The sequence below is a fragment of the Altericroceibacterium indicum genome (assembly GCF_009828105.1).
Taxonomy (GTDB): domain Bacteria; phylum Pseudomonadota; class Alphaproteobacteria; order Sphingomonadales; family Sphingomonadaceae; genus Altericroceibacterium; species Altericroceibacterium indicum.
Genome location: NZ_WTYQ01000003.1, coordinates 311,238 through 337,454, shown reverse-complemented (window position 1 = coordinate 337,454; position 26,217 = coordinate 311,238). Strand labels below are relative to the sequence as shown.

The following is a 26,217-nucleotide window of genomic DNA, read 5'->3' as shown; positions in this document are numbered from 1 at the left end:
CGCGCGCCTCAAGTGTGCTGAGCCGAATGGAGTTTTATGAGTGCAAATCCAGACTCTTGCTCTGATGGCTGCAAGCGGGCACCACGCAAGGCATGACAGGTGATTTCACAGAGGCTTTGAAGCGCGCGCGGGCGCATTCCCCTTTTCTCTCGCTCGGGCTGGAGCGGCAACCCGAACTCGCAGAGATTCTCGCCAAAGGGGACGGTGAACAAGCACTGGCATGGGCGAAAGCTGCCGGGCAATCTTGCGATGATGTGGGCGTGGCTTTGCGGCGCGAACGGATTGGCCTGGCGGTGGCGCTGGGCATTGGCGATCTGGCGGGGGCTTTCCCGGTCACCCGGGTGATGGAAGAACTGTCCGATTTCGCTGATCGCGCGCTTGATCAAGCGATTTCCCATGCGGTCACGCGCCGGGTGCCTGATGCGGAGCCACTGGGCTTTATTGGCTTGGCGCTTGGCAAACATGGTGCGCGCGAACTCAATTACAGCTCGGATATTGACCCGATTCTGCTATTTGATCCTGACACTTTGCCCCGGCGGGAACGCGATGATCCGGGCGAAGCGGCGCAACGGGTCGCGCGAACGTTGATGGAAGTGCTCACCAAACAAACCGGTGAAGGATATGTGTTCAGGGTTGATCTGCGACTGCGTCCGGCCTCCGAAGTCAGCCCCCTATCTGTGTCGGTGCCAGCGGCGCTTAGCCATTATGAAAGCTCCGCACTGGCGTGGGAACGGGCAGCCTTTATTCGCGCGCGGGCTGCGGCAGGTGACATCACAGCAGGCGAGGATTTCCTCGATGCGATTCACAGTTTCGTCTGGCGCCGGAGCCTTGATTTCACCGCGCTGGAAGAGATCCGACGCCTGACAGAGCGGATTCGCGATCATCATGATGGCCCGCGTGAACCGGGGCCTGGCTTCAATGTGAAACAGGGCCGGGGCGGGATTCGGGAAGTGGAATTCTATGCCCAGACCCATCAGTTGATCCATGGTGGGCGCAATCCTTCCCTCCAATGCCGTGGCACGCGGCAAGCGCTGGATGCGCTGGCCGATGCGTCCATTATCAAGCGCGAAGATGCCGATGTTCTGGGGCAATCCTATGACCGGCTGCGTGAGATCGAACACCGTTTGCAAATGGTCCATGACCGCCAAACGCATTCCCTGCCTGAATCATCTTCATCGCTGGATAATGTCGCTGCTCTGGCTGGGCTGGAAGATGGTGCGGCACTGGTGCGCGAGCTGGCCGAGATTACCAGCCAAGTGGCACAGCGTTATGATCAATTGCTTGACCGTCCGGGGGAGGATTCTGCCTCTTTTGCGTCTTTGCCCGATGGGGGCGCAGTATCGGACAGAATGGAAGCGCTCGGTTTTGACCAGCCCGGCGCTTTGGCTGCTCGGATTGAAAGCTGGAAAGACAATATGCGTGCGTTGCGCAGCGCCGAAGCGCGGCTGGCGTTCGATGCGGTACTGCCGGCCCTGCTTGAAGCCTTGATCGAAGCACCCGATCCACAGCGCGCCTTTACCCGCTGGGAAACGCTGCTGTCGCGCCTGCCGAGCGCGATTAACCTGTTCCGCTTGTTTGAAGCGCGGCCGGGCCTGCTCGATCAGGTGCTCCGTTTGCTGACGCTCGCTCCGCCACTGGCTGATGAACTCTCGCGTCGCCCTGAATTGCTTGATGCGCTCATTGATACCAGTGCGCTCGACCTGCCCGGAGGCGTAGAGGCTCTGCGCGCGCGAATGGTTCGGCCGGAACGCGGTGATGATTATGAACGGCGGCTCGATCGGATTCGCCGGATTGTGGGCGAAGAACGCTTTGCTCTGGGTACGCAATTGATCGAGGCACGGCATGATCCGCTCGATATTGCGGCAGGCCTGTCACGCGTTGCTGAAGCGGCGTTGCAAGCTGGGGCGCAGGCCGCCTGCACCGAATTTCAGGAAACCCACGGCAAGGTGCCCGGCGGTGAACTGGTGATTCTCGGGCTGGGCCGATTGGGCGGGGGCGCACTCACTCATGCCTCTGACCTCGACATCGTATTTCTCTTCACCGGAGATATCGGGATCGAATCCGATGGGCGACGCCCGCTCACCGCTTCGCTCTATTTCAACCGGCTGGCCCAACGGGTCTCGGCTGCGATGAGCGTGCCGACCGCACAGGGCGCGCTGTATGAAGTAGACACACGGTTGCGTCCGCAAGGTGCGCAAGGGCCATTGGCGGTGAGTTTGGAGAGTTTTGCCCGCTACCAAAAACAGGATGCCTGGACCTGGGAGCATATGGCACTTACCCGTGCCCGCCCACTCTACGGGCCACCCGCTGCACAGGCGGAATTGCGCGATATGATCTGTTCGGTGCTTGAAGCGGCCCGTGATCCGGCCACTTTGCGCGAAGATGTGCTGAAAATGCGCAATGAGATGGAAAAGCACAAACACCCTTCCGGGCCGCTGGACGCCAAACTGCTGCGTGGTGGCCTCGTCGATTGTGAATTTGCACTGCACTATCTGCAATTGCGTGATGGCGTAGCACTGGAGCCTGATCTGGGCCAAGCCATTGCATCATTAGCAGAAAGAGATCTGGTGCCGACCGATTTCGCGCAATGGTATGACCGGCTTACCCGGCTGCTCGTTGCAGCGCGCCTGCTTGCGCCTGACGGGCATATCCCCAGCGCCATCGGGCAGGAGGCTCTCGCGCGGATTTGCGGGCAGGCTTCTTTCCCTCAGCTCTTGAAAGACCTGACAGAAGCACGGCATGGAGTGGCCAGCCTTTGGGCTGATCTGTTTGGCGAGACATTGGAGATTACAGCATGAGCGAACGCCCAGACATTGGCGATATGATACCTGATATTGCGCTGGAAACCACGGATGGTGGACAGATAAAACCGTCAGATTTTGCCGGGAAAAAGCTTGTCCTGTTTTTCTATCCCAAGGACGCAACACCGGGCTGCACCACGGAGAATAAGGATTTTTCTGCGCTCAAAGCTGAGTTTGATGCAGCAGGCACAGCACTGCTAGGGGTAAGTAAAGACCCGCCAGCCAAGCATTTGAAATTCATTGAAAAGCAGGAGCTGACGGCTCCACTTGCCTCTGACACACCGGTGGACGGCCCTGAGGGAATCGCTGAAGCGCTCGGCATTTGGGTTGAGAAAAACATGTATGGTAGAAAATACATGGGGATGGAACGCACGACCTATCTCGTCGGGCCGGATGGCAAAATTGCCCAGGTGTGGCGTAAGGTCAAAGTGAAAGGCCATGCCCAGGCCGTGCTTGAAGCGGCACAGGCGCTTTAAGGAATTTTCATGCAAAGTCTGGGGGAAGCCATCAGAGCAGCTCTGCTGACCGGCGATCCGCGTGCCAAAGTCATGGCGACGCGCCAATTGGTGCGCGATTGGCGGCAGGGTCGGTTAAGCGGTGCACTGAGCACCGCGATGCCTGACCGGCCCTGCTGGCCAGATCGCCTGAAACTCTTGCCTCCCAGCCAGATGCCCCGGCGGGCCAAGGGCGGTTCAGAGAAAACCCGCATCGCCTTGTGGCATTCACTCGCGCATATTGAATTTGTCGCGATTGATCTGGCGCTGGATATGGTTGGCCGGTTTGGCAGTGAGATGGATGAGGAATTCATTGCCGATTTCCTCTCCGTGGCGGCGGATGAAGCGATGCATTTTGCACTCATTGATCGCAAGCTTCGCCAAATCGGTATCCAATATGGTGATCTGCCAGCGCATGATGGTCTGTGGGAAGCCGCGCAGGAAACCTGTCATGATGTTGCCGCGCGGCTGGCGATTGTGCCGATGGTGCTGGAGGCACGCGGGCTTGATGTCACACCGGCGACGCTCAATCGCGTGCGCGGGCAAGGCGATCTTGGTGGGGCGAAGATTCTGGAAAGAATCCTGTCAGACGAGATTCGTCATGTTCACTTCGGCGCCAAACATTTCACCGCTTGGTGCCTAAGCCACGATGAAACACCTGAGATTCTTTGGAAAAGGCTGGTCAAAAAGCACTTTAGAGGCAGCTTGAAGCCTCCGTTCAACGACTCAGCGCGCAGTGCAGCCGGTTTGTCGCGCAGCTTCTATGAGGCTGTTGCTTAATCTTCTTTTACCCGCATACCTAGTAACCAGACGGAAGGCGGGAGGTTCCCGTATTTTTCGAAAAGCGAGTTCGGCCTATCAATTTGTGGTCGACCTCACCGGGGGAAGCCGACGGATACAGATGTATCCACGACTATGGACGGGAACAAAGAGGTCGCATGCTTTTGAACAACACATTCCGAGCAATCACTGGTGCTACTGCCGCAATGATCGTGATGGCAGCAAGCCCGGCCCATGCAGGCACCAATGCCGCAACCACTCAGATTACTGGCGCTGTGAAGTCCGACAAGGACAGCAAGATTGGTGACGGTGAGCGCGAGTTTCAGCAGCTCTTTGCCAGCTGGCGCAAGATTGACAATGGCGGCGAACTGGCCGCTGGTCCTCAAATGAAAATTTTTGTCCCTGCAGGTATGCCGGTTGAAGGGGTTACCCTCACCAGCGGGTACGGGATGCGCAATCATCCAGTTCTGCACAAGCGCGCTGCGCATAAGGGTGTCGATCTGGCCGGCCCACGCGGCACACCGGTATATGCCACCGCTGATGGCACAGTCGGCAAGGCGCAATATTTCGGTTCCTATGGGAATTACGTGCAGATCGAACATGGCGGCGATCTGGAAACCCGCTACGCCCACCTTTCCAGCTACACTGTGAATGCCGGTGAGCATGTGAAAAAGGGCGAATTGATCGGCTATATTGGCACAACTGGCCGGTCCACCGGCCCGCACCTTCATTATGAAGTGCGTGTAGATGGTGAAGCGGTTGATCCACGTCCTTACATGATTACCACCGAACTGGCTGTGAATGAAAATGGTGGCGGCATGGGTGGCCCAGAATAAGGTAAAGGCTGAATAAGCTAAAGGCTTAAGTGTTTGGAGAGGGTGAAAGGGCGGCAGTAATGCCGCCTTTTCTGTGTCCCTATTATTCTGTCAGGCAAACAAAAGCCCGCGAGGTATAACCTGGCGGGCTTTTTGGTTTTTATGTGGTGGAATTAGGGCCTAGTCGAGAAGCTTCTTAGCGATTGCGCGAATTTCAGCCCCCATATCTTCACGCTCAAGCGCAAGAGCAAGCGTGGCTTCCACAAAGCCCACCTTACTACCGCAATCGTAGCGCTTGCCGTTGAAGGTGACGGCATGGAATGGTTGGTGACCGATCATTTTGGCCATGGCGTCGGTCAATTGGATTTCGCCGCCTGCGCCCTTTTCCTGCGTCTGCAGAGTGCGCATCACGTCTGGCTGAAGGATGTAACGGCCTGAAACAATCTTGTTGGAAGGTGCGTCTTCAACCTTGGGCTTTTCCACCAGACCGCGCACTTCGGTGAGTGCGCCGCTGCTGCTACCCGGATCAATCACGCCGTAGCTTGACACCTGATCATGCGGCACTTCCAGCACAGAGACGAGGTTGCCGCCAACTTCATTATAGGCTTCGACCATCTGCTTCATGCAGCCGGTTTCACCCACCATCAATTCGTCGGGCAAAAGAATGGCGAAAGGCTCATCTCCAACGATTGCCCGTGCGCACCAGATTGCATGACCGAGACCCAGGGGCACCTGCTGACGCACAGTGATGAGATCGCCAGGTGTAAAGCGGGTCGGGTCCAGCACACCGAGATCCTTGCCGCGTTCGCGCATGGTTTGTTCCAGCTCAAACGCGATGTCGAAATTTTCGACCAGCGCAGTCTTGCCGCGCCCGGTGACGAAAATGATCTCTTCAATGCCAGCTTCCCGCGCTTCATCCACCGCATATTGGATCAGCGGGCGATCAACGATCGGCAGCAGCTCCTTGGGGATAGCCTTGGTGGCTGGAAGAAAACGAGTACCGAGCCCGGCGACCGGGAAAACGGCTTTCTTGATGGGTTTATGCGTGCTCATTGCACTGCACAATAAGAGGGGAAAGCCTGAGGTCAACAACCTAATTGACATGACTCTCTTGTTCGTTTTGCCAATCGCGCTAAACGCTTGGTATGGACAAGATTATTATTCGCGGCGGCAATCGTCTCGCCGGCACAATTCCAATTTCCGGTGCCAAGAATGCTGCGCTGACTCTGATACCCTGCGCCCTGTTGACAGAAGAGCCACTGACCTTACGCAACTTGCCGCGTTTGGCGGATATCGATGGCTTTCAACACCTTATGACACAGTTCGGCGTGTCAGTGTCGATCGCTGGTGGCCGCCCGGATGATTTTGGCCGGGTGATTACCCTGCAAGCGACTCGGCTGACCGGAACGACTGCGCCTTACGATCTTGTGCGGAAAATGCGTGCGTCGATTCTGGTGCTGGGTCCATTGCTTGCCCGAGCCGGAGAAGCGACCGTTTCCTTGCCGGGCGGTTGTGCAATCGGGAATCGGCCGATCGACCTTCATTTGAAAGTTCTGGAAGCGCTCGGCGCGACAATTGAACTGGCACAGGGCTATGTCCGCGCCATGGCGCCTGACGGTGGCCTGAGTGGCGGTGACTTCGATTTTCCCGTTGTGTCTGTCGGTGCCACGGAGAACGCCTTGATGGCTGCAGTGCTGGCCAATGGAACATCCCGCCTCACTAATGCCGCGCGAGAGCCGGAAATTGTTGATTTGTGTAACCTCCTCGTCGCCATGGGGGCGGAAATTGAGGGGATTGGTTCGTCAGATCTGACCATTCACGGTGTGAAGCGGCTGAATGGGGCGACCTATAAATGCATGGCTGATCGGATCGAAGCGGGTTCCTATGCTTGTGCCGCGGCGATTACTGGCGGTGCGGTTCATTTGGATGGTGCTGAAGCGGCGGACATGGCAGCCACCATTCACGCTCTTCGCAACGCTGGCGTACATGTCGAGACCGGCAAGAATGGCATCTTCATTGACGCAAACGGTCCTTTGCGTGCGGTAAATATTTCTACCGCTCCTTACCCTGGCTTCGCGACGGATATGCAGGCGCAATTGATGGCTCTTTTGTGCCGAGCGGAAGGCACCTCTGTGCTGACCGAAACGATCTTTGAAAACCGCTACATGCACGTTCCGGAGTTGAACCGCATGGGGGCGCATATTGAAACGTCGGGCCGTACGGCGATTGTTCATGGCGTGACCAAAATGACTGGTGCTGAAGTCATGGCTACGGATTTGCGCGCGTCGATGAGCTTGGTGATTGCCGGATTGGCTGCCGAAGGGGAAACCATGGTGCACCGGCTCTATCATCTTGATCGTGGTTATGCGCGGTTGGAAGAAAAGTTGGCACTGGTGGGCGCGGATATCGAACGGGTTGGCGAATAGAGCTCTTCCGCAAGAGGGAGTGTTCAGCCGCTTTGTTCCCTTATTCCCAGGGTTGACTGCTTGATAAAGCATGATTTTTGGGCTGGGCGAGTGATCGCCCGGCCCCTTTTCTTTGGACCTTTCCTTTCCACGGCACGTTGAGGACAGTGTAAATGAAAGGAGTGAGAATATGCTTCTCAAACTCGCAGTTCTTGGTGGCCTTGGTTATGCAGGCTATAAATATTATGAGAAAACCCGCGATGGCAGTTCGCCTGCCTATGCTGGTGGTCAGGGCAACTCATCCATACGTGATGCAGGGCCAGCCGCGATGGCGGATAAGCCCAAACGACAGTGGAACAGTGTCGATCAAGCCAGTGATGAAAGCTTTCCGGCAAGCGATCCGCCAGCAAATTATTAACGAGCTATGGTGGGCTGCTAAAATAGGGCGGGTGTTATCCCGCCCTTTCGAGGTCTGCTTCGTGTAAGCGTGCAGCCTCGAGAGTGAGCCAAATACGGATAGCGCTGGCAAGTCCAGGTGGGGTGTCTGCAAGGATACGCTGAGCATCAATATCGGCAATCAATGCGTTAAGCGGAAGCGAACGTTTAGCGGCTGCATCACGCAGCAAATTCCAGAAAACCGGTTCCAGACTAATGGATGTTTTGTGACCGGCGATTTCAACAGAATGTTTGACTGGCGGATGATAAGGGCTGGTCGACAATCTCATCCCTCCCTCTGATCGCGAAACGCCTGCCCCAGCGCATTAGGCAATGCACTAGGGCAGGCGTTCTTGATCAATACATATGCTGGCCGCCGTTGATGGACAGCGTAGAGCCAGTGACGAAAGCGCCGTCATCGGCGCAAAGGAATGCCACGCCTCGCGCAATTTCATGCGCATGGCCAAGGCGCCCGATAGGAATACGCGATACAATCTTTTGCAGCACGGTTTCTGGAACGGCGGCAACCATATCAGTATCAATATAGCCAGGGGCGATGGCGTTCACAGTGACACCAAACTTTGCGCCTTCCTGAGCCAGAGCTTTTGTGAATCCGTGTATCCCACTTTTGGCAGCAGCGTAATTGACCTGACCATATTGGCCAGCTTGACCGTTGATGGAACCGATATTGACGATGCGGCCCCATTTGCGATCACGCATTCCGGGGAAACAAGCCTTGGCCATATTGAAGCATCCGCCAAGATTGATGCGCATCACCGCATCCCAATCTTCGAACGACAATTTCATCAATGTGCCATCACGAGTGATGCCAGCATTGTTCACGAGAATGTCGATTGGGCCGATATCTTCTGCCACTTTGGCGCAACCTGCAAGCGCCGCTTCATGGTCTCCGACATCCCATTTGTAGGCAGGAATGCCAGTTTCCTTGGTGAAGGCCTGTGCCTTCTCGTCATTGCCTGCATAATTGGCAACGACGGTGACGCCGTCTTCTTTCAGTGCAAGGCAAATCGCCTTGCCAATTCCTCTGGTTCCGCCGGTAACGATCGCAACACGTGCCATAAAAGTCAGTTCCTACCTATCTGTGGGTAACCCGCAAGCAGAGTAGGCAGCAAATCTGCGTAATTAAAGGAAATTCGAAAGCCACGAGTTACTTATAAAATAACGCGACGAAAGGTTTTATATGAAAGGTCGGGCGCGGTAATCAGCGAGATTAGAAGCGGAATTGAGTCCCGACATAAACAGCTTGGCTGTCTTGTTCATTGCTGCTGGTGAGCGGAGCGATCCGGTCACGTTCCTGAGAGTAGCGGACGCCAGCAGTCACATTGAGATTGCGTGTGAGGCTGTAGCTACCACCAACATCGATCATCTGATTGCTAATCGAATCAGCCGTGTTAGGCGACCTGCCGTGCTTATCTTCTTCCTGAAGCGTAATGCGTGCGCCAAAGCGGCTTGGCTTGCTGCTCTCCTTTGAAGGAGCCAACTTATAGGATGATAGATCAGGCAGTGCGGCATCGCTCAAGCCCTTGTTAAGAGCAGGCGCCTGCTGCTGAGCAAAGCTCTGATATCCGCGCGAGATACCCAGATTATACCGAGTCGGTGTAATGCCGAGATTGCGATCTGGTGCGACCTGTTCCTTGGCAGAGGCCAAAGCGGACCGGACAGAGATTGCTCTAGCGGTCTGTTCATCGACGCGAACTGCGACGGTAACAGAACGATTCGGGCGTTCATCCATGCCGGCGGGAGTGAAGCGCATCATGCGCCCCTTGCCATTACCGTAACTGGCCACAAGCTTAGCCATTTTAGGGTCAATGGATGCAGGGGTGAAGGAAGCGAAACTTCCGCTAGCCGCGAGACTAACCGGCTTTTCTACAGAATGAGAAAGAGAATCGAGTGCCCAGCCGGATGTTGGAATTGCAGCCAGACTGAGGGCAGCAGCACCAAGCAAGCATGCGGCCTTACCGCTGCTCCAATGCCTGATACGATTCTGCCCCATGACTCAACTAACCCCTTATATTCCTGATCTTCACATTGGCCGCCATCAGCATCATGTTATTGAGCACTGACTGGCTTGCTGGCTTATCTGACCGGAATTCTCCAACTGCATTTATGTTTCTTAGTGAAGCACAATTACGCTTGTGAGCCACCAATGCCTAGTTCTTTCTTGTCAATCAATTCCGGGTTTTAGCTTACTGTTGCATAGACCACACAGCGGAAGACCGGCGTTAAGCGCGTATTCACTCCATTTTGGCCCAATGGGCTTCATAACGTAGCCTTGTCCCGCACGGTGTGCAGAGTATAGAGGCGGTTAAAGGAACTGCATTGAATTTGCTCTGGAGGCTGCTCTTTCCGGTCTTCCGGGCGGGTGGCCTTCATCTGAACAGGACCAAGCATGGTAATTTCGAATATCCGCAAGACCGAATCCGGCAACGCATCACGCCTTTCACCAAGTGCTTTGGCTTTCAGGGCGATGGTTGCCGGTGCCGTCTGTGTTGGTCTGGCCGCATGTGGTGGCGGTAATTCGCGCCCCAAGGCAGATGTCGCCGCGGCAAAGATCAATACGATCGGAGTGAATTCCTATCTCTGGCGTGCAGCGCTTGAAACGCTGTCCTTCATGCCTTTGGCACAGGCAGACAGTGCAGGCGGCGTCATCGTGACCGATTGGTATTCCAAGCCAGGTGAACCCGGTGAACGGATGAAGGTTTCCGTGTCGATTCTCGATCAGGATCTGCGCGCTGACGCTTTGCGCGTTGCTGCGAGTCGCCAGGTCTATCAGGGCGGTAATTGGGTGAATGCGCCGGTTCAGGCCGCCACAGTCCAGAAGCTGGAAGAAATCATCCTGACCAAGGCCCGGGATATCCGCCGTTCCGCCATTTCCGGTTGATCGAAGCAGGGGCATTTTGAAGTGAGTGAGACACGTTTCGATCCGTCGCAGGCCGACGGGCGCTGGCAGCGCGCGTGGGATGAAGGCGCCTGTTTTGAAGCTGACAGTTCCAGCACCAAGCCCAAGGCTTATGTGCTGGAGATGTTCCCTTATCCTTCCGGCCGCATCCATATCGGCCATGTGCGCAATTACACGATGGGCGACGTGCTGGCCCGCTACAAGCGGATGCGCGGCCATGAAGTGCTTCACCCGATGGGGTGGGACGCATTCGGGATGCCTGCGGAAAACGCGGCGATGGAACAGAAGGTGCATCCCGGCGCATGGACCTATCAGAACATCGCAAACATGAAGGCGCAGTTGAAGCGCCTTGGCTTTGCGCTCGACTGGAGCCGTGAAGTCGCGACCTGTGACCCGTCCTATTACGGTCATGAACAGGCACTGTTCATTGATTTTTACGAATCGGGTCTCGTTTATCGCAAGGAAAGCGCGGTCAATTGGGACCCTGTGGACCAGACGGTGCTCGCCAATGAGCAGGTGATTGATGGGCGCGGCTGGCGCTCAGGTGCGCTGGTGGAAAAGCGCAAGCTCAGCCAATGGTTCCTCAAGATCACGCATTTCGCGCAAGATCTGCTTGATGGGTTGGATGACCTCAAAAACTGGCCTGATAAGGTCAAGCTGATGCAGGAAAACTGGATCGGCAAGAGCACCGGCCTGCAATTCCGCTTTGACCTGTCTGATGGCGATCACGTGGATGTCTATTCCACACGGCCGGATACGATCTTCGGGGCGAGCTTTGTCGCGGTTGCGGCAGACCATCCGGTTGCGCAGAAGGTCGCTGAAGGAAGCGCTGAGGCGCAAGCCTTCATTGAAAAATGCCGTGAAGGCGGTACGACGGCGGAAGAGCTGGAAACGGCTGAAAAGCTGGGGTTCGACACTGGTATTACAGCGCAACACCCGCTTGACCCGGCCAGGCAGCTTCCGGTCTATATCGCCAATTTCGTGTTGATGGACTATGGCACTGGTGCGGTGATGGCTGTGCCGGGCCATGACCAGCGCGACTTTGAATTTGCGACCAAATATGATCTGCCGATCATTCGTGTGGTTGCGGCCTCTGCTGGCGATGCGGCCAAGCCATTCGATGGCGAAGCTGAAACCGGGGACGGCATTTTGGTCAATTCCGGTCCGCTCGACGGCATGGGTGTGAGCGAAGCCAAGGCATTCGTGATTGGCCGCGCGGAAAGCGAAGGCTGGGGCGAAGGTAAAACAGTATGGCGCCTGCGTGACTGGGGCGTATCGCGCCAGCGCTATTGGGGCACACCGATTCCTTTCGTCCATTGCGACACTTGCGGTGTGGTGCCGGTGCCTAAAGACCAGCTTCCGGTAACACTGCCGGAAGATGTGGACGTGTCCATTCCCGGCAACCCGCTGGAACGTCACCCGACCTGGAAACACACAAGCTGCCCCAAATGCGGTGGCAAGGCTGTGCGCGAGACGGATACGCTCGACACTTTTGCCGACAGTTCATGGTATTTCATCCGCTTTGCCAGCCAGCCGAAGGATAAGCCTTTCGATGCGGCAGAAGCGGCGACCTGGTTGCCGGTGGATCAATATATTGGCGGCATCGAACATGCGATTCTGCACCTGCTTTATGCACGGTTCTGGACACGGGCGCTGAAGCATGTTGGCAAGCTGGATGTGGCAGAGCCATTCGCCAGCCTGTTCACGCAAGGCATGGTCACGCATGAGACCTATTCGCGGCGTAATGAGGAAAACGGCCAGCCGGTCTATTTTAACCCGTCCGAGGTTGAGCGGACCAGCGATGGTGCGACATTAAAGGCCGATGGCCAGCCAATTGAAATTGGCCGGGTCATCAAGATGTCCAAGTCGAAGAAGAATGTCGTTGATCCCGATGCCATTGTGGACAGCTATGGGGCGGACGCAGTGCGCTGGTTCATGCTGTCAGACAGCCCACCAGAACGAGATCTGCCATGGTCTGAAGCTGGTATTGAAGGCTGCGCGCGGTTTGTGCAGCGTCTGTGGCGCTTGTTTGGCCAATATGATGCAGGCGCTCAAGGCGAGGACAAGGCACTTGCTCGCAAGGTTCATCAGACGATTGCCGCTGCCGCTGGCGATATTGAAGGCCTGTCCTTCAACAAGGCTGTGGCGCGCATCTATGAACTGACCGCTGCTGCCGAAAAGGCCAAGCCATCAGCCAGCCGGAGTGAAGCGATTCGTACGATTCTGCTGCTGATCGCGCCAATGATGCCGCATCTGGCAGAAGAGGCCTGGGCCGCTATGTCTGGCACGGGTCTGGTGGCCGAAGCGGCCTGGCCGGAAGTGGATGAGGCGCTGCTGGTGGATGATGAAACCACCCTCGCTGTTCAGGTGAAGGGCAAATTGCGCGACACGCTGACCGTGGCCAAGGGCTTGCCCAAGGATCAGTTGGAAGCGCTTGCGCTTGGCAGCGAGAAGGTTCAGCGTGCGATTGATGGTGCGGATATCCGCAAGATCATCGTCGTGCCTGATCGCTTGGTGAACATCGTTATATGATCCGTTTCGCGCCTCTGTTGCTGTGTCTTGCCGCTCTGACTGGTTGCGGTTTGCAGCCGATGTATGCTGGTGGCGGCAATGGCGCAGTGGCGCGCGGACTGGCGGCGGTGGAAGTCGCCCCGATTGAAGGCAAGGCTGGCTGGCTGGTGCGCAATGAATTGCGTGACCGGTTGGGCCAGTCCGGTGCAGCAGCCACGCCGCGTTATCGGCTGGACATTGTGCTGGACGACAGGCTCGAAGGTCTGGGCCTGTTGACCGATGATACGATCGGCCGTGAGCGCCGCACTTTGCGGGCGCGCTATCAATTGGTCGATATGACCAAGGATGAAGTGCTGCTGGATGCCACAGCCGGTTCGGATGCGGGTATTGATGTGGTGTCTTCCGAATATGCGACTATTGCTGCGGAAGACACGGCGCTGGAAAATCTTGCGCGAGAAGTAGCCAACCGGATTATAACCCGCGTTTCGCTCACCTTGCGTAAAAGCGAATCGTGAAGGCTACTCAACGCGATTTTAATGCCGGCGCTGCCAAAGCGGCCCGGCAATGTCGCCTGTTCTTCTTTTGCGGGCCTGATGAAGCGGGCGCCTCTGCGGCGGCTGCAAAGATCACGGCCGCGTTGGAAAATCCGGGTGAGCGGGTTGAAATCGGCGGGGCGGAATTGCGCCGCGATCCTGTGAAGCTCAGCGATGAGGCCCTCTCCACCTCACTCTTCGGTGAGGCACGGCATATCTTTGTCCGTGCTTCGGGCGATGAAGCACATGATGCACTGAAAAATCTCGCAGAATCGATTGATTCAGGCGAAGCTGCCGGCGCTTGCCCGGTGCTGGTGGTGGCGACTTCCGCCAGCGATAAATCGCGCACTGCCAAACTGCTTGCCAATCGTGATGATGCGCTGGTGGCCATGTTCTATCCCCCGGATCTTCGGGCGGTGACTGCCGATGTGCGGGCGATGGCGGATGCCGCTGGTCTTCGCCTCAATGGCGATCTGGCGGAACGGATTGCCCGCAGTGCCGGGCTGGATGTCCGGCTGGCGCAGTCGGAAGTCACCAAGCTGGCGCTTTACCTTGATGCATCGCCCCAGGCGCCGCGTTCAGCCGATGCGGATGCGCTTGATGCAGTCGGCGCGAAGACTGAAGAAGAGGGCTTTATGACCCTCGTCAACGCGGTGTTGGCAGGAGATCGGGCAAAGCTTCCGGGTGAATTGAAGCGGATGCATGAGTTGGGGCTCAACCCTGTCGGTCTGCTTCTTGCGCTTGAACGCCGTGCAGCGCAATTGGCTGGGCTGGCAGCGAAGCTTGGCGGAAGCGGCGATGTGAACGGCTTGCTGGAAGCCGAACAGAAAGCACGCCGGATTTTCTGGAAAGACCGGGCAGATTTGACTGTGCAATTGCGTAATTGGCAGGGGCGCAAGCTTGACCGGCTGGTGTCGAGGCTGGTGAATACCCACCGCGAATTGATGGCGGATAATCGCTCAGCTGAATTGCTGCTGGCACAGGCGCTTGCGGAGATTACCCGTGCGGCCGCACCACGGCGTTAAGCCGTTCTGCAGTGACAGTATTGATACTATCACTTCTTATCGGGAACAGAGAATGTACCGCTTACCCGGCCATTGTTGGTGGAGGTATTGCCGCTTCCACCACCTGAAGAACGTCCATCAACGCTGGAAAGGCCAGTATTGAGGTCAATCACTAGGCGCCCACCATTCAGCGTATCACTGCCGCGCTTCAATGCGACATTGCCGGTGAGTGTAATGATCCGTTTGTTGAAATCATAGACTCCGGCAGAACCGCTTGCCCGTTCATTGGCGCGGGTGACAACCACCCCACCGGTCGCATCGATGCGCTGAATCTGGGTGGTTCCGGTGTTTTTATAGGCCACGGTGGTCCGTGCCGCTGTCAGCCGTAAATCGCCCTGATTGATGATGACGCTGCCGGAGAGAACCACGCGTTCCTGCCGGTCCTGCAATTCAATCCGATCTGCTGAGAAGTTCACCGGCGCGTTGGAATTGAAGCCGGCAATCGCCTGTGCACCAGCCAAAGTGTTGAAACCGACTGTGGCGATAGCACCAGCAAAAAGGCCAGCGGCAAGACTGCGTGTGGCAAGTCTTTTGAGCGAAGGACGGGTCATGGCAGAGTTGATAGAGCTTTCCTGCTTGTTCGCCAACTGAAACCCATAAGCTGTCATGGTGTCTGCAACTTATTAGGGATCATACGAAGGCCTGCGTTGCCTTCGAGCGCTACTGTGCGCTCTGCCAGATTGGCTTCGATGGAATCGCCTTGGAAAGTACCAGCGGGGCCGGAGCCTTCGACACGGCCTTTGCCAAACAGCGTGTTGTTGTTGAGATCGACCGTCACATTACTGGCTGACATGCGATAGCCGTCAGCGGCGGTGAAGCGGACCAGACCATCAATAAAAACTTCATTTTTATCAATGTTATACTGCCCTGTTCTGGCTTGCAGCATGGCTGGGCCTTTGGGCAGTAGAATACGCGCAATGAGGTCACTCATCTGCACAACAGGTACGGCAGCAGTCTTCTGCACCGCTTCACCTGCGCGGAGCGAGAAGGGCCGGCCGCTTTTATCCTGACCGCGATACATCGCATTATCGACCCGCAAACGGTCTTGTGCGATACCCACATCATTGCGATCCAGCAGGAAGCTGACTTCGCCGCGCGGGCTAAGCGGGGTCAGCAGCATCAGTGCGGCAACCACGCCGACAAGGCCGGGCAGCACGATGGCAAGCCACCGCACCATCCGGTCATGCGCGCCGCCGGGCGCTGCGGAATGGCGCCTTTTGTCACGTATCTGGTCAGCCTGAATCGTCATGTGGGAAGCGTGCGTATTCCTGCCTTACTCGTGGCTGAAGATATCCTTATCTTCCCAACCGGCAATATCGAGCCGGGCACGGGTCGGAAGGAAATCAAAACATGCCTGTGCAAGCTCTGTGCGGCCTTCACGTTCCAGCCGCTCAATCAGAATATCACGCAAGCGGTGCAAAAAGCGCACATCGGACGCGGCATAATCACGCTGCGCATCGCTCAAGACCTTGCCGCCCCAGTCGCTGGACTGCTGCTGCTTGGAAATCTCGGCACCGAGCAATTCGTTGACGAGATTCTTCAGGCCGTGGCGGTCTGTATAGGTGCGGGTCATTTTACTGGCGATTTTCGTGCAGAAGACAGGTGCCGCCATGACACCAAGATAATATTCAAGCGCGGCAATATCGAAGCGGGCGAAATGGTAGATCTTGATCCGTTCAGGATCAGCCAGCACTTTCTTGAGGTTCGGCGCATCATAGGTGCTGTTCGGACCGAACCGCACCAGATGTTCGTCACCCTTGCCGTCACTGATCTGGACGACACACAGGCGATCGCGCCTGGTGATGAGGCCCATCGTTTCAGTATCGATTGCAACAGGCCCCGGCGCGAGCACGCCTTCGGGCAAATCTTCTTCGTGGAAATGTACAGCCATGCGCTGGCCTTAGGACGAATGCAGAACAAGGGAAAGAGGCGCTTTTGCAACGGCGCGCATCGCGTTAGACGGGCGCATGGCAAATGAAGCAATCCCCGCAAGCTGGGCTCCCGCGCTGGAGCCTGTTCTCAATACCCCGGAAAGCCGCCGTCTGGGTGGCTGGCTTAAGGCTGAAGAGGCGGCGGGCAAGATCATTTACCCCCCACGCGGCCAGCGCCTGCGTGCGCTGGAACTGACACCGCTTGACCAGGTGAAAGTGGTGATTCTGGGGCAAGACCCTTATCATGGGGCGGGGCAAGCGCATGGCCTGTCCTTCTCGGTGGCCAAGGGTGTGAAAGTGCCGCCATCGCTGGTGAATATTTACAAGGAACTGGCCGATGATTGCGGGGTTGTCATCCCCGGCCATGGTAATCTGGAACATTGGGCGCGCCAGGGCGTGCTGTTGCTGAACAATGCGCTGACGGTGGAAGCAGGGCAGGCCGGATCACATCAGGGCCGCGGCTGGGAAGCTATTACCGATGCGGCCGTGGCTGCTGTCGCCGCGCAGGACAAGCCCAGCGTGTTCATCCTGTGGGGGAGCCATGCCCAGAAAAAGGCGCGCAATATTCCGCAATTGGGGAAAGGCACCCGCCATCTGGTGATCGCCTCACCCCATCCCAGCCCGCTATCATCCTATCGCGGCTTTTTCGGCTCCAAACCCTTCAGCCGCGCCAATGCCTTTCTGGAAGAGCATGGGCGCGGAGGCATTGATTGGGCTATTCCGGCTGAGGGGTGAGGCCTTATTGCTCAGGCATGGTGCCGGGGCGCAGATATGCGAACATATGGGCGACATAGTCGGCTTTACCGAGTTCGGCACCTTGGTTGCGCAGGATCGAATAGGCGGTCATCACGTGAAAATAGAACTGCGGAAGTGCCCAGTCGCAGGCATATTGCTCCGCTGAAAGATCAAAGATCATCCCCATAGGCAAAGCATGTGCCACAGGTTGATCCCGATCTGGTTCTTCACCTGTTGAGAGCGACTGTACGAGAGCCATGGTTTCCTCGATCCTCGCTTTGGCCTCTGCAATGGTTCCAGGGTGGGCATCTGCATTGCGGCCTTCATCCAGAAGAATCTGTACCGACGGCGGAAAATCCTTTCCTCTCAGCCGGTACATGCCTTCTTGTGCTTGCACGCAGGCAAAGCGCACCTGTGTTGACAGAGGGAACATGTCAGGGGCGAGCTTGGCACGAAGCAGGGCCTGCGCCTCTTCCGGCGACATTTGCGCTGCAGCTTTATCCAACCAGTTCGACAATGCCGTGAGCATCTGAACATAGGTGGAGCTAAGAAGGTTCGTCAGCATCATCATAGGCCTTTATGATAGGGGCAGATCAGATTCAGCGATCAACCTTCCCGCTCACCAAACAAAGCACTGCCAACGCGGATATGGGTTGCGCCGAGCATGATCGCGGTTTCATAATCGCTGCTCATCCCCATGCTGAGGCCGCCACCGTCTTGTTCGGACAGGCCATTGTCACGCGCCAGCTTGTCGAGCAGGGCGAAGAATGGCGCAGGTTCGATACCGACTGGCGGCACGCACATCAGACCGGCGAGCGGGATATTGGCATCGCGGGCTTGCTTCAACAGGTCCGGCAGATCAGCAATAGCGCAGCCGCCCTTCTGGTCTTCCGCGCCGATATTGACCTGTATGAAGCAAGGCACCCGGCGATCGGCCTTGTCCATCGCCTTGGCGAGCGCTTTGACGAGGCTGGGCCGGTCGAGCGAATGGATGCAGTCAAACCAGTCCACAGCCTCTTCTGCCTTGTTGGACTGGAGCTGGCCGACAAGATGCAGTTCCGTATCAGGGAAACGTTCCAGCAAGTCACCCCATTTTTCCTGCGTTTCCTGCACACGGTTTTCACCAAATACGCGGTGGCCCTGCTCCAGAAGCGGCACGATTCGTTCTGCCGGATGCGTTTTGCTGACCGCGATCAGCGTGATATCTGGCTTGCGAGAGGCCACCTGACAGGTGCGGGTGATGGATTCGCGAATTTCGCTCAAGGGTGTGACTGCGCTTTTCATAAGTCTTGCGCTATACAAATCCCATGCATGAACGCCAGACCAAGAAATGCTTAAATCTGGCCCGCCTGTGGCTGATTTCCGATGCCCGCAATGATGCGGGGTTGGATCGGGTGCTTCGCAATCTGCCCCATGGCTCTGGCTTTATCTATCGGCATTATCATTTACCGCCGCCAACGCGCGAATCCCGATTCCGCCATTTGGCCCGGATCGCCCGGCGTTACGGGCACTCAATTATTCTGGCAGACACCGCTCAACTGGCTCGCAAATGGCGGGCCGATGGGGTTTATGGTGCGCCGGAGCATTTGGGCGAGCGAAGAGCGGGCCTGCTTCGCCTTGCCACCGTGCATAGCCTGCATGAATTGGGTGCTGCCCACCGGGCGGGCGCTGATGCGGCGCTGCTATCGCCGGCCTTCCCCACCCGTTCACATCCCGGCGGCAAGGTGTTGGGCATCAATCGATTCCACCTGCTTGAACAGCGCGCGATGATGCCGGTCATTGCGCTGGGCGGTGTGACACGGCACAGGGCGCGGGTGCTGGCCACAGGCCGCCGGGTGAATCGCTGGGCAGCTATCGATGGGCTGTCCAGTGAGAATGTTCCAGCGCAAACCCTTGCGTAAATTCACCATTCTTGACGGGGAGTCCGCCAAGCGGGCATGATTGTGCTCTGGCCTAATTTGTATCGCAATTCCAAAGGGAGGGCTGACTCCCGATTCTCCCAGGAATTGCTCTAAGGGGATTTACTATGGCGACACGCGCAAGCGGCAAGGCGCCCACAACGGATTGGCGAGCAGCCTTTCGCCGCTCCGTGCGCCGGGCGTTACAGCTTGGTGGAGCGGCCATTTTGTTTTTGGCGGCGATCTTTCTCGCCTTGGCACTGATCTCCTATCATCAGACGGACCCGTCGCCCTCTACCGCTGCGGCTGGTGGCGGGGTGGAAAACTGGATGGGGCTGGCGGGTGCCTGGGCGTCTGAGCGGGCACTGTTCTTCTTCGGTCCAGTGTCGATCCTGTTGCTGCCGCTGCTTTATGTTTTCGCCAGCAAATTGTGGCGCGATGCGGACGATGAAGAAACCCTGCAAGGCCGCCGCTGGTGGCGCACGGTGGTGATGCTGCTGGTGGCCATGCTGCTGTTTTGCACTGTCCTCTCAATCACTTTCGATGCGCCGGGCGGAAGTCTGCCTGCATCTTTGGGCGGGATTACTGGACTACTGGGTGCAGGGGCGATTGAAGCACTGGCCGGGCGCTTGCCTGAAGCGGCGCAAGGATGGACGATTCTGGGCCTTGCCTTGCTATGTCTTGGTGGCGGAGCCGTGCTGGTCAGCCGTGTGTTCACGATCGATTGGGTGCAATTGCTCACCATTCCGGCGGCTTTGAAGCGTGCGCCATTCTTCTCTGCCAAGGATTTGCCTTTCACTCAAAAGGCTGAAAAGCCCGTCAAAGAAGCCAGAAGCATCAGCACGGCACCTCCATCAGAAAGCGTGCCCACGCAGCCCCCGCGCAAACCTCCGGAAATTTCCGACCCCAGCTCACTGGCCAAGATCACGCCTTTTTCGGGCAAGCCGAAGCAGAAGGACTTCTTCGATAATTTCGAGCTGCCCAGCCTCGATATTCTCGAAGATGTGCCGGAAGATACTGGCCCCAAGGTCGACAAGCTGGCGCTGGAACGCAATGCGCGATTGCTTGAAAATGTGCTCGATGATTTCAACGTAAAGGGCGAAGTCACGGCTGTGCGCACCGGGCCGGTGGTGACGATGTATGAAATGGAGCCGTCACCCGGTACCAAGGCCGCCCGCGTGATTGGCCTCGCTGAAGATATCGCCCGCAATATGAGCGCGATTTCCGCCCGTGTGTCGACCATTCCCGGTAAGACGGTGATGGGTATCGAATTGCCCAATGCGGTGCGCCAGACCGTGTCCTTCAAGGAACTGGCCGGGTGTGAAGCCTTTGCCAATTCCAAGGGCAATCTGCCGATCATTCTGGGTAAGGATATTGCCGGTGAACCGGTGGTGGCAGATCTTGCGTCTATGCCGCATTTGCTGGTCGCCGGGACGACCGGTTCGGGTAAATCGGTCGGCCTCAACTGTATTTTGCTGTCATTGCTCTATCGCTTCAGCCCCAGCGAATGTCGGATGATTCTGGTCGATCCCAAGGTGCTCGAACTCAAGAGCTATGACGATATTCCGCATCTCCTCTCCCCCGTGGTGACAGAGCCGCACAAATCGGTGCGGGCGCTGAAATGGGCGGTGGAGGAAATGGAGCGGCGCTATCGGATGATGTCCTCCATCGGTGCGCGTAATCTTGGCGGTTTTAACGAACGCGTCAAAGCGGCGGCGGCCAAGGGCAAGCCGCTGGGCCGCCGGGTGCAAACGGGCTTTGACCCTGACACTGGTGAAGAGTTGTATGAGGAAGAGCAGCTCGATTATGAAGTGCTGCCCCAGATTGTCCTGATTGTGGACGAACTGGCCGACCTTATGGTGACTGTGGGCAAGGAAATCGAAGTGCTGATTCAGCGGCTGGCGCAGAAATCGCGTGCCGCTGGCATTCATCTCATCATGGCGACGCAGCGCCCGTCGGTTGATGTTATCACCGGCGTCATCAAAGCCAATTTGCCGACCCGGATCAGCTTCAACGTCACCAGCCGGATCGACAGCCGCACCATTCTGGGTGAACAGGGCGCGGAACAGCTTCTGGGCAAGGGCGACATGCTCTATAAGCCAACCACCGGCCCGCTGGTACGCGTGCATGGGCCGTTTGTTTCGGATGAGGAAGTGGAGGCTGTGGCCGATCACTGGCGCAAGCAGGGGCAACCTGATTACGTTGAATCGGTGACCGAAGAGCCTGCCGATGGCGGGGGCCTCAGCTTCGAAGATGAACTGACCGCATCCGACAATCCGGAAGAGCGCAAATATCGGCAGGCCTGCCAGATCGTCATCGAGAACCAGAAGGCCAGTGGAAGCTGGCTTCAGCGGCAAATGGGCGTGGGCTATAATACCGCTGCCAAATGGATTGAGCGGATGGAAGGAGAAGGGCTGGTCGGCCCGGCCAACCATGTCGGCCGCCGCGAAATCTTCCGCGATCAGGACGGTAACCCGCTGTAAGCCTTATCGTCAAAGCGCATAGGAAAAGAGCGGAGTGACTGATGTCACCCCGCTCTTTCAATATCAGCCTGTGTGGTTGTGCATCAGCTTAGAAAGAGGCTGATACCTGCACATACCAATTGCGCGGACGGGCGTAGATCTTTTCGGCATAGCCAAGCGTGCCCAGCGAGGCGTTGCCTTGAATGAGGTAGTCCTTGTCAAACAGGTTGATGACACCGGCCTGAATTTTCCATTTCTCATCCACCGCCAGTTCGACCGAACCATTGGCCACGAAATAGCCATCCTGTTCGATCTCCGGCACGCTGCCGGTGATGAAGGTGAGGCTGGACGTGTAGCTGCCGTCAAAGCGGGGTGTCAGCGTGTAACGTTCACCCAGCGGGAATTCGTAGCTGATAGCGAAATTACCCTGGAAGGACGGTGTGAGTGGCAGGCCATCACCGGGCGATACGGTGGCGGTAGCCCCCGGTATCTCGGTGATGGAGAGGATCTTGTCGTCCAGCGTGCTCATGCCCGCATCAATCCGCAAGCCAGTGCCCCATGGGTGGTAGCTGGCTTCGGCTTCAAACCCGCGAATCCGTGCCTTGCCTGCATTGAACAGCAGCGGCACAGCGCCTTCGCGGAAGACGAGCTGGATGTCTTTATAATTGGCTTGAAAGGCCGCAAGATTCAGGCGGAAATCGCCCATTTCCATCTTGGCACCAATTTCATAGCTATCCACCGTTTCTTCGTTGAATGGCACCGGCTCGTAATCGGGTGGCGGTGCATTATAGCGGGTGTTGAAGCCGCCCGATTTGAAGCTGCGTGCATAAGACACATAGGCGTTCAACCAATCGGTAAATTCATAGCGTGCACTGGCAGAACCGGTGAGCGCGCTGAACGTGCGGCGGTTGGGCGTGTTATAGATATAGAGCGGCCCACCTTCAGGAATGGCCTTGGTCGGCAGCGGGTCGGGATCGGGCAAGGTGGAGGGGAACAGATTGAACACTGTGCCCTGATAGGTCTTGCGATCTTCCGTGTAGCGTAGGCCACCAGTCAGCTCGAGGCCGGTAACAATTTCATAAGACAGTTCACCAAAGGCTGCGAGCGAGCGGGTTTCCAGTTTGGAGAACTGCAAGTCGCGCGATCCGGGGCCACCATCCAGAATGGAACCGATGACTGCTGGAGTGGGCGGGAATGCGAGATATACGGTTGCCCGTTCATCGGTGTCTTCGTTGAAATAATAGCCGCCAAGGATACCGCTCAACGGGCCGGAATCATACTGCAGTTGCAATTCCTGGCTGAACTGTTTGGATTGTGAGCCAACATCAGTGGTGAGGATTTCAAACGGCGTATTATCCGCATCGCGAATCCCGCGCGAATCGGTTGAGCGGTAAGCGGTGATGCTCTTCAGAGTCACTGCATCGTTCAGATCCAGCACGGCTGTGCCCGAGACGCCCCAGACTTCCGATGTGCTGAGGACCTTCGCGGTGCCGCCATTGACGAATTTGCCTTTGGCCTGAAAGTCATTCGCGCAGCGCGGATCATCGATCTGCGGTACGGATGGCGCGCCAAACCGAGGGTCGCCAGGCGTCAGTGGAGCAAATGGGATGGTTGCACCGGGGCACCCTGCCCCCACGCTGACAATCGCTGGAACAGGCGCATTTTCATTGATTCCGGCAAAGACGAAAGGTGCACCATGTTCCTTGCGCTTGGTATAATCCCCGCGCAGCGAAATAGTGAGGTTGGAGGCTGGTTCCCAGCGTAAGGCACCGTTGAAGGTGCGGCTGTTGTCATTGCCCAGATCCAGCCCGTCAAAGGCGCGGATGACATAGCCATCACGCTTGCGGAAACCGCCTGAAACGCGCGCAGCCATATTATCAGCCAGCGGTACATTGATAACGCCGAAGCCTTCGATCAGATTATCAGCACCGGCGCGGAGACGGGCGCGGCCTGAAAATTCGCCAAATTCAGGGTCTTTGGTGCGGATCAGAATGGCGCCACCAATGGTGTTGCGGCCAAACAGGGTGCCTTGCGGTCCACGTAGCACTTCGACACTGGCGATATCGCCAAATTCAACCGTCCCGCCGACCGAACGGCCAACATAAACATCATCGATATACATACCCACACCCGGATCGACCGCTGCGGTGGGATCAAGCTGGCCGATACCACGGATAAACACCACGGATGCAGCGCTGTTGCCCGAAAGCTGCCCAGCGGGCTTGAACTGCAGGCTTGGGGTAATCTTTTCCAGGTCCTGCGTTTGCGTCACCTGCCGGTTTTCCAGCGTCGCCGCGCTAAAGGCCGACACGGCAATCGGCGTTTCCTGCAAGGATTCTTCGCGGCGGCGTGCGGTAACCACGATGGTTTCGCTGTCCTGCCTGGCGTTGGCAGAAGCTTCATCCGACTGGGTGGACATATCTTGTGCGGTAGCTGGAAGGCTCCAGCAAAGGCCTGCTGTGGCGAGTGTCGCCAAGGCGCAATGACCCATTAAATGTGTGAGACTTTTCATCACTTCCTCTCCCTGTTGCCCGGCCTTCATTTTTTGAAGCAATATCAGACAGATTTTTAGTTAGTGGCGATAACTAATGCAGGCAATAACTAAAGTGGTTGCTAACTGTCAGGGAGGGAGGCAATCTGGGTTCAGGGGATGCACTTACGGTAAGATATAATGAAAGAAAATAAAGATAATTCAAAGGTTTCGCGGCTGCCGAAAGTGCAAGACGAGAATGTTGATTTTGGGATGATGGCGACGCTCACGGGCTTTTCCGTCAAGATGGTGTGGATTTTGGGTTACAGTTTGTTGAGCCAAAAAATGCCAGACCCTGCTATCACTCCGCAGCGCGTGACCATGCTGGAATTGATCGGCTGCAATCCCGGGCTTGCTCAAACGCAACTAGCCCATGCTCTTGGTCTTTCGCGCCCGGCAACGTCTCTCGCGATTGATTTCTGGCAGGCGCGTGGTGTGGTGGAACGGCGGGTGGATCAGGACGATCGCAGGGCCTTTGGTATTCATCTGACCAAACAGGGGCAGTGTATATGGGCTGATTTGCGGGCCAAGGTTAAACAGTCCGATGAGATTTTGACCAAAAGGCTGAGTGAAGAGGAAATCGAGCAACTGAACCGGTTGCTGAGCAAGATATACAGCTGACCCATTACGGTTCTCTACGGCTCTCATCTGAGATATTCGGATACAGGGTTTAATTTGTTGCTTTACCCTTTACAAAAGTTTCAACTGCAAAGAGAATCGCAACCAGGAGATGCCCCATGCGCATTGGTAGCCCCAGAGAAATCAAGAATAATGAGTTCCGTGTCGGCCTGACGCCCGAAAGCGCGCATGAACTGACGGTCAATGGGCATGATGTCGTGATCGAAACCGGTGCAGGCGTAGGCATTGGCGCATCTGACGAAGAATATCGCCGTGCCGGGGCTACGATTGCAGCCAAGGCAGAAGATATCTTCGCCGAATGCGACATGATCGTGAAGGTCAAGGAGCCACAGGCTAGTGAACGCGCCATGCTGCGCGAAGGCCAGATCCTTTACACCTATCTCCACCTTGCGCCGGATGCGGAACAGACCGCCGATCTCGTGAAGTCAGGCGTCACCGCGATTGCTTATGAAACTGTGACGGGGCCGGGTGGTGGCTTGCCATTGTTGAAGCCGATGAGCCAGGTGGCTGGACGGATGAGCATTCAGGCCGGTGCAACTGCGCTGGAAAAAGCCCATGGCGGGCGCGGTGTATTGCTGGGCGGCGTTCCGGGTGTGATGCCGGGCAAGGTTGCCGTGATCGGCGGCGGCGTAGTTGGCTTTAATGCGGCGCAAATGGCCGTGGGTCTGGGCGCGCAGGTAACGATCCTTGATCGCAACCCGGAAGTGCTGGAAACAGTTGGCACCCATTTTGAAAATCGCGCAGCCACGCGCTTTTCCAACAAGGTGAATCTGCATGACAGCATTTGCGAAGCGGACCTTGTGATTGGCGCCGTGCTGATTCCGGGCGCCGCGGCCCCCAAGCTGGTAACGCGCGAGATGCTGAAAGACATGAAGCCCGGTGCAGTGCTGGTCGATGTGGCGATTGATCAGGGCGGCTGCTTTGAAACAAGCTATCCCACCACGCATGATGATCCGACCTTTGTGGTGGATGGCGTGGTGCATTATTGCGTTGCCAATATGCCCGGTGCTGTTGCCCGCACCAGCACCTATGCGCTCAACAATGTGACGCTGCCCCATGCCTTGCGGATTGCCGAGCTGGGCTGGAAAGAGGCCATGCGCCGCGATCCCCATCTGGCCGCTGGCCTCAATGTCCATGCAGGCCGGGTGACTTATGCCGCCGTGGCTGAAGAGCTTGGCTATGATCTCCTGCCGCTGGAAGAAGCGCTGGCTTAAACGCCGTTTACAAATACTGCTCCCGCCGCTGCCGATATTTCAGGAAGCGG

25 protein-coding genes are annotated in these 26,217 nt (G+C 56.9%); 15 read left to right on the top strand and 10 right to left on the bottom strand.

Going from position 1 to position 26,217, the window contains the following annotated elements; all coding sequences use genetic code 11:
• The first annotated feature begins 92 nt into the window (after positions 1–92).
• The 4 genes from glnE (at position 93) to GRI39_RS09960 (ending at position 4,911) form a co-directional block, all read left to right on the top strand.
• The gene (gene glnE, locus GRI39_RS09975) at positions 93–2,798 is read left to right on the top strand and encodes a bifunctional [glutamate--ammonia ligase]-adenylyl-L-tyrosine phosphorylase/[glutamate--ammonia-ligase] adenylyltransferase (protein WP_160739547.1); all 2,706 of its coding nucleotides are present in this window, start codon (positions 93–95) and stop codon (positions 2,796–2,798) included.
• Positions 2,795–3,277 carry a peroxiredoxin gene (locus GRI39_RS09970; protein ID WP_160739546.1) on the top strand — a complete coding sequence of 161 codons (483 nt, stop codon included), beginning with the start codon at positions 2,795–2,797 and terminating at the stop codon, positions 3,275–3,277. The genes glnE and GRI39_RS09970 overlap by 4 nt, the downstream gene beginning before the upstream one ends.
• Before the next feature lie 9 nt (positions 3,278–3,286).
• Positions 3,287–4,075: a ferritin-like domain-containing protein gene (locus tag GRI39_RS09965; protein WP_160739545.1), complete on the top strand. Its 789-nt coding sequence runs from the start codon at positions 3,287–3,289 to the stop codon at positions 4,073–4,075.
• 158 nt (positions 4,076–4,233) lie between these two features.
• Entirely contained in the window at positions 4,234–4,911 is a 678-nt protein-coding gene (locus GRI39_RS09960; protein WP_160739544.1) for a M23 family metallopeptidase, read from the top strand.
• Positions 4,912–5,070: 159 nt separating this feature from the next.
• On the opposite strand, the gene galU is transcribed toward GRI39_RS09960, so the two are convergent.
• The gene (gene galU, locus GRI39_RS09955; protein WP_160739543.1) at positions 5,071–5,943 is read right to left on the bottom strand and encodes a UTP--glucose-1-phosphate uridylyltransferase GalU; all 873 of its coding nucleotides are present in this window, start codon (positions 5,941–5,943) and stop codon (positions 5,071–5,073) included.
• A gap of 92 nt (positions 5,944–6,035) precedes the next feature.
• Between galU and murA the strand changes: the two genes are divergently transcribed.
• On the top strand, positions 6,036–7,316 hold the full coding sequence (gene murA / locus GRI39_RS09950) for a UDP-N-acetylglucosamine 1-carboxyvinyltransferase (protein WP_160739542.1): 1,281 nt from the start codon (positions 6,036–6,038) through the stop codon (positions 7,314–7,316).
• 169 nt (positions 7,317–7,485) lie between these two features.
• Positions 7,486–7,713 carry a hypothetical protein gene (locus tag GRI39_RS09945; protein WP_160739541.1) on the top strand — a complete coding sequence of 76 codons (228 nt, stop codon included), beginning with the start codon at positions 7,486–7,488 and terminating at the stop codon, positions 7,711–7,713.
• Positions 7,714–7,747: 34 nt separating this feature from the next.
• On the opposite strand, the gene GRI39_RS09940 is transcribed toward GRI39_RS09945, so the two are convergent.
• The 3 genes from GRI39_RS09940 to GRI39_RS09930 form a co-directional block, all read right to left on the bottom strand.
• Positions 7,748–8,014, bottom strand: a complete 267-nt coding sequence (locus GRI39_RS09940; RefSeq protein WP_343033329.1) for a ribbon-helix-helix domain-containing protein — start codon at positions 8,012–8,014, stop codon at positions 7,748–7,750.
• Between the two features lie 73 nt (positions 8,015–8,087).
• Positions 8,088–8,810, bottom strand: a complete 723-nt coding sequence (gene phbB / locus GRI39_RS09935; RefSeq protein WP_160739539.1) for an acetoacetyl-CoA reductase — start codon at positions 8,808–8,810, stop codon at positions 8,088–8,090.
• Positions 8,811–8,961: 151 nt separating this feature from the next.
• Positions 8,962–9,744, bottom strand: coding sequence for a hypothetical protein (locus GRI39_RS09930; RefSeq protein ID WP_160739538.1), 783 nt, complete (start codon positions 9,742–9,744; stop codon positions 8,962–8,964).
• A gap of 474 nt (positions 9,745–10,218) precedes the next feature.
• On the opposite strand from GRI39_RS09930, the gene GRI39_RS09925 reads away from it, so the two are divergent.
• Genes GRI39_RS09925 through holA form a run of 4 tightly spaced genes read left to right on the top strand, consistent with a single transcriptional unit; the run spans position 10,219 to position 14,719 of the window.
• Positions 10,219–10,632, top strand: a complete 414-nt coding sequence (locus tag GRI39_RS09925; RefSeq protein WP_160739748.1) for a DUF3576 domain-containing protein — start codon at positions 10,219–10,221, stop codon at positions 10,630–10,632.
• Between the two features lie 21 nt (positions 10,633–10,653).
• Positions 10,654–13,182, top strand: a complete 2,529-nt coding sequence (gene leuS / locus GRI39_RS09920) for a leucine--tRNA ligase (protein ID WP_160739537.1) — start codon at positions 10,654–10,656, stop codon at positions 13,180–13,182.
• Complete coding sequence (gene lptE / locus GRI39_RS09915) at positions 13,179–13,676, top strand: LPS assembly lipoprotein LptE (protein WP_246205019.1); 498 nt, start codon at positions 13,179–13,181, stop codon at positions 13,674–13,676. The genes leuS and lptE overlap by 4 nt, the downstream gene beginning before the upstream one ends.
• Positions 13,673–14,719 (top strand): DNA polymerase III subunit delta, encoded by a 1,047-nt coding sequence (gene holA, locus GRI39_RS09910; protein WP_160739536.1) that lies wholly within the window; start codon positions 13,673–13,675, stop codon positions 14,717–14,719. Before lptE ends, holA begins: the two co-directional genes overlap by 4 nt.
• 29 nt (positions 14,720–14,748) lie before the next feature.
• On the opposite strand, the gene GRI39_RS09905 is transcribed toward holA, so the two are convergent.
• The 3 genes from GRI39_RS09905 to GRI39_RS09895 are packed head-to-tail and all read right to left on the bottom strand — an operon-like array spanning position 14,749 to position 16,649.
• Positions 14,749–15,309: an LptA/OstA family protein gene (locus GRI39_RS09905; protein ID WP_160739746.1), complete on the bottom strand. Its 561-nt coding sequence runs from the start codon at positions 15,307–15,309 to the stop codon at positions 14,749–14,751.
• Between the two features lie 53 nt (positions 15,310–15,362).
• Complete coding sequence (lptC, locus tag GRI39_RS09900) at positions 15,363–16,007, bottom strand: LPS export ABC transporter periplasmic protein LptC (protein ID WP_160739535.1); 645 nt, start codon at positions 16,005–16,007, stop codon at positions 15,363–15,365.
• Between the two features lie 24 nt (positions 16,008–16,031).
• Positions 16,032–16,649, bottom strand: a complete 618-nt coding sequence (locus tag GRI39_RS09895; RefSeq protein WP_160739534.1) for a ribonuclease D — start codon at positions 16,647–16,649, stop codon at positions 16,032–16,034.
• Positions 16,650–16,725: 76 nt separating this feature from the next.
• On the opposite strand from GRI39_RS09895, the gene ung reads away from it, so the two are divergent.
• On the top strand, positions 16,726–17,424 hold the full coding sequence (ung, locus tag GRI39_RS09890) for a uracil-DNA glycosylase (RefSeq protein WP_160739533.1): 699 nt from the start codon (positions 16,726–16,728) through the stop codon (positions 17,422–17,424).
• A gap of 4 nt (positions 17,425–17,428) precedes the next feature.
• Here the strand turns inward: ung and GRI39_RS09885 are convergent, their stop codons facing one another.
• Both GRI39_RS09885 and GRI39_RS09880 read right to left on the bottom strand, forming a co-directional pair.
• Positions 17,429–17,992, bottom strand: a complete 564-nt coding sequence (locus GRI39_RS09885; RefSeq protein ID WP_160739532.1) for a DUF1993 domain-containing protein — start codon at positions 17,990–17,992, stop codon at positions 17,429–17,431.
• A 38-nt stretch (positions 17,993–18,030) separates the two neighbouring features.
• The gene (locus GRI39_RS09880) at positions 18,031–18,708 is read right to left on the bottom strand and encodes a YggS family pyridoxal phosphate-dependent enzyme (RefSeq protein WP_160739531.1); all 678 of its coding nucleotides are present in this window, start codon (positions 18,706–18,708) and stop codon (positions 18,031–18,033) included.
• 23 nt (positions 18,709–18,731) lie between these two features.
• Between GRI39_RS09880 and GRI39_RS09875 the strand changes: the two genes are divergently transcribed.
• Complete coding sequence (locus GRI39_RS09875) at positions 18,732–19,325, top strand: thiamine phosphate synthase (RefSeq protein WP_160739530.1); 594 nt, start codon at positions 18,732–18,734, stop codon at positions 19,323–19,325.
• A gap of 125 nt (positions 19,326–19,450) precedes the next feature.
• A complete protein-coding gene (locus tag GRI39_RS09870; RefSeq protein WP_160739529.1) occupies positions 19,451–21,805 on the top strand; it encodes an FtsK/SpoIIIE family DNA translocase in 2,355 nt (784 codons plus the stop codon).
• A gap of 88 nt (positions 21,806–21,893) precedes the next feature.
• On the opposite strand, the gene GRI39_RS09865 is transcribed toward GRI39_RS09870, so the two are convergent.
• A complete protein-coding gene (locus GRI39_RS09865) occupies positions 21,894–24,296 on the bottom strand; it encodes a TonB-dependent receptor (protein ID WP_246205017.1) in 2,403 nt (800 codons plus the stop codon).
• Positions 24,297–24,455: 159 nt separating this feature from the next.
• Between GRI39_RS09865 and GRI39_RS09860 the strand changes: the two genes are divergently transcribed.
• Together GRI39_RS09860 and ald are read left to right on the top strand one after the other, a co-directional pair.
• Positions 24,456–24,935 (top strand): MarR family winged helix-turn-helix transcriptional regulator, encoded by a 480-nt coding sequence (locus GRI39_RS09860; protein ID WP_160739528.1) that lies wholly within the window; start codon positions 24,456–24,458, stop codon positions 24,933–24,935.
• Positions 24,936–25,051: 116 nt separating this feature from the next.
• A complete protein-coding gene (gene ald, locus GRI39_RS09855; RefSeq protein ID WP_160739527.1) occupies positions 25,052–26,167 on the top strand; it encodes an alanine dehydrogenase in 1,116 nt (371 codons plus the stop codon).
• The last annotated feature ends 50 nt before the right edge of the window (positions 26,168–26,217 follow it).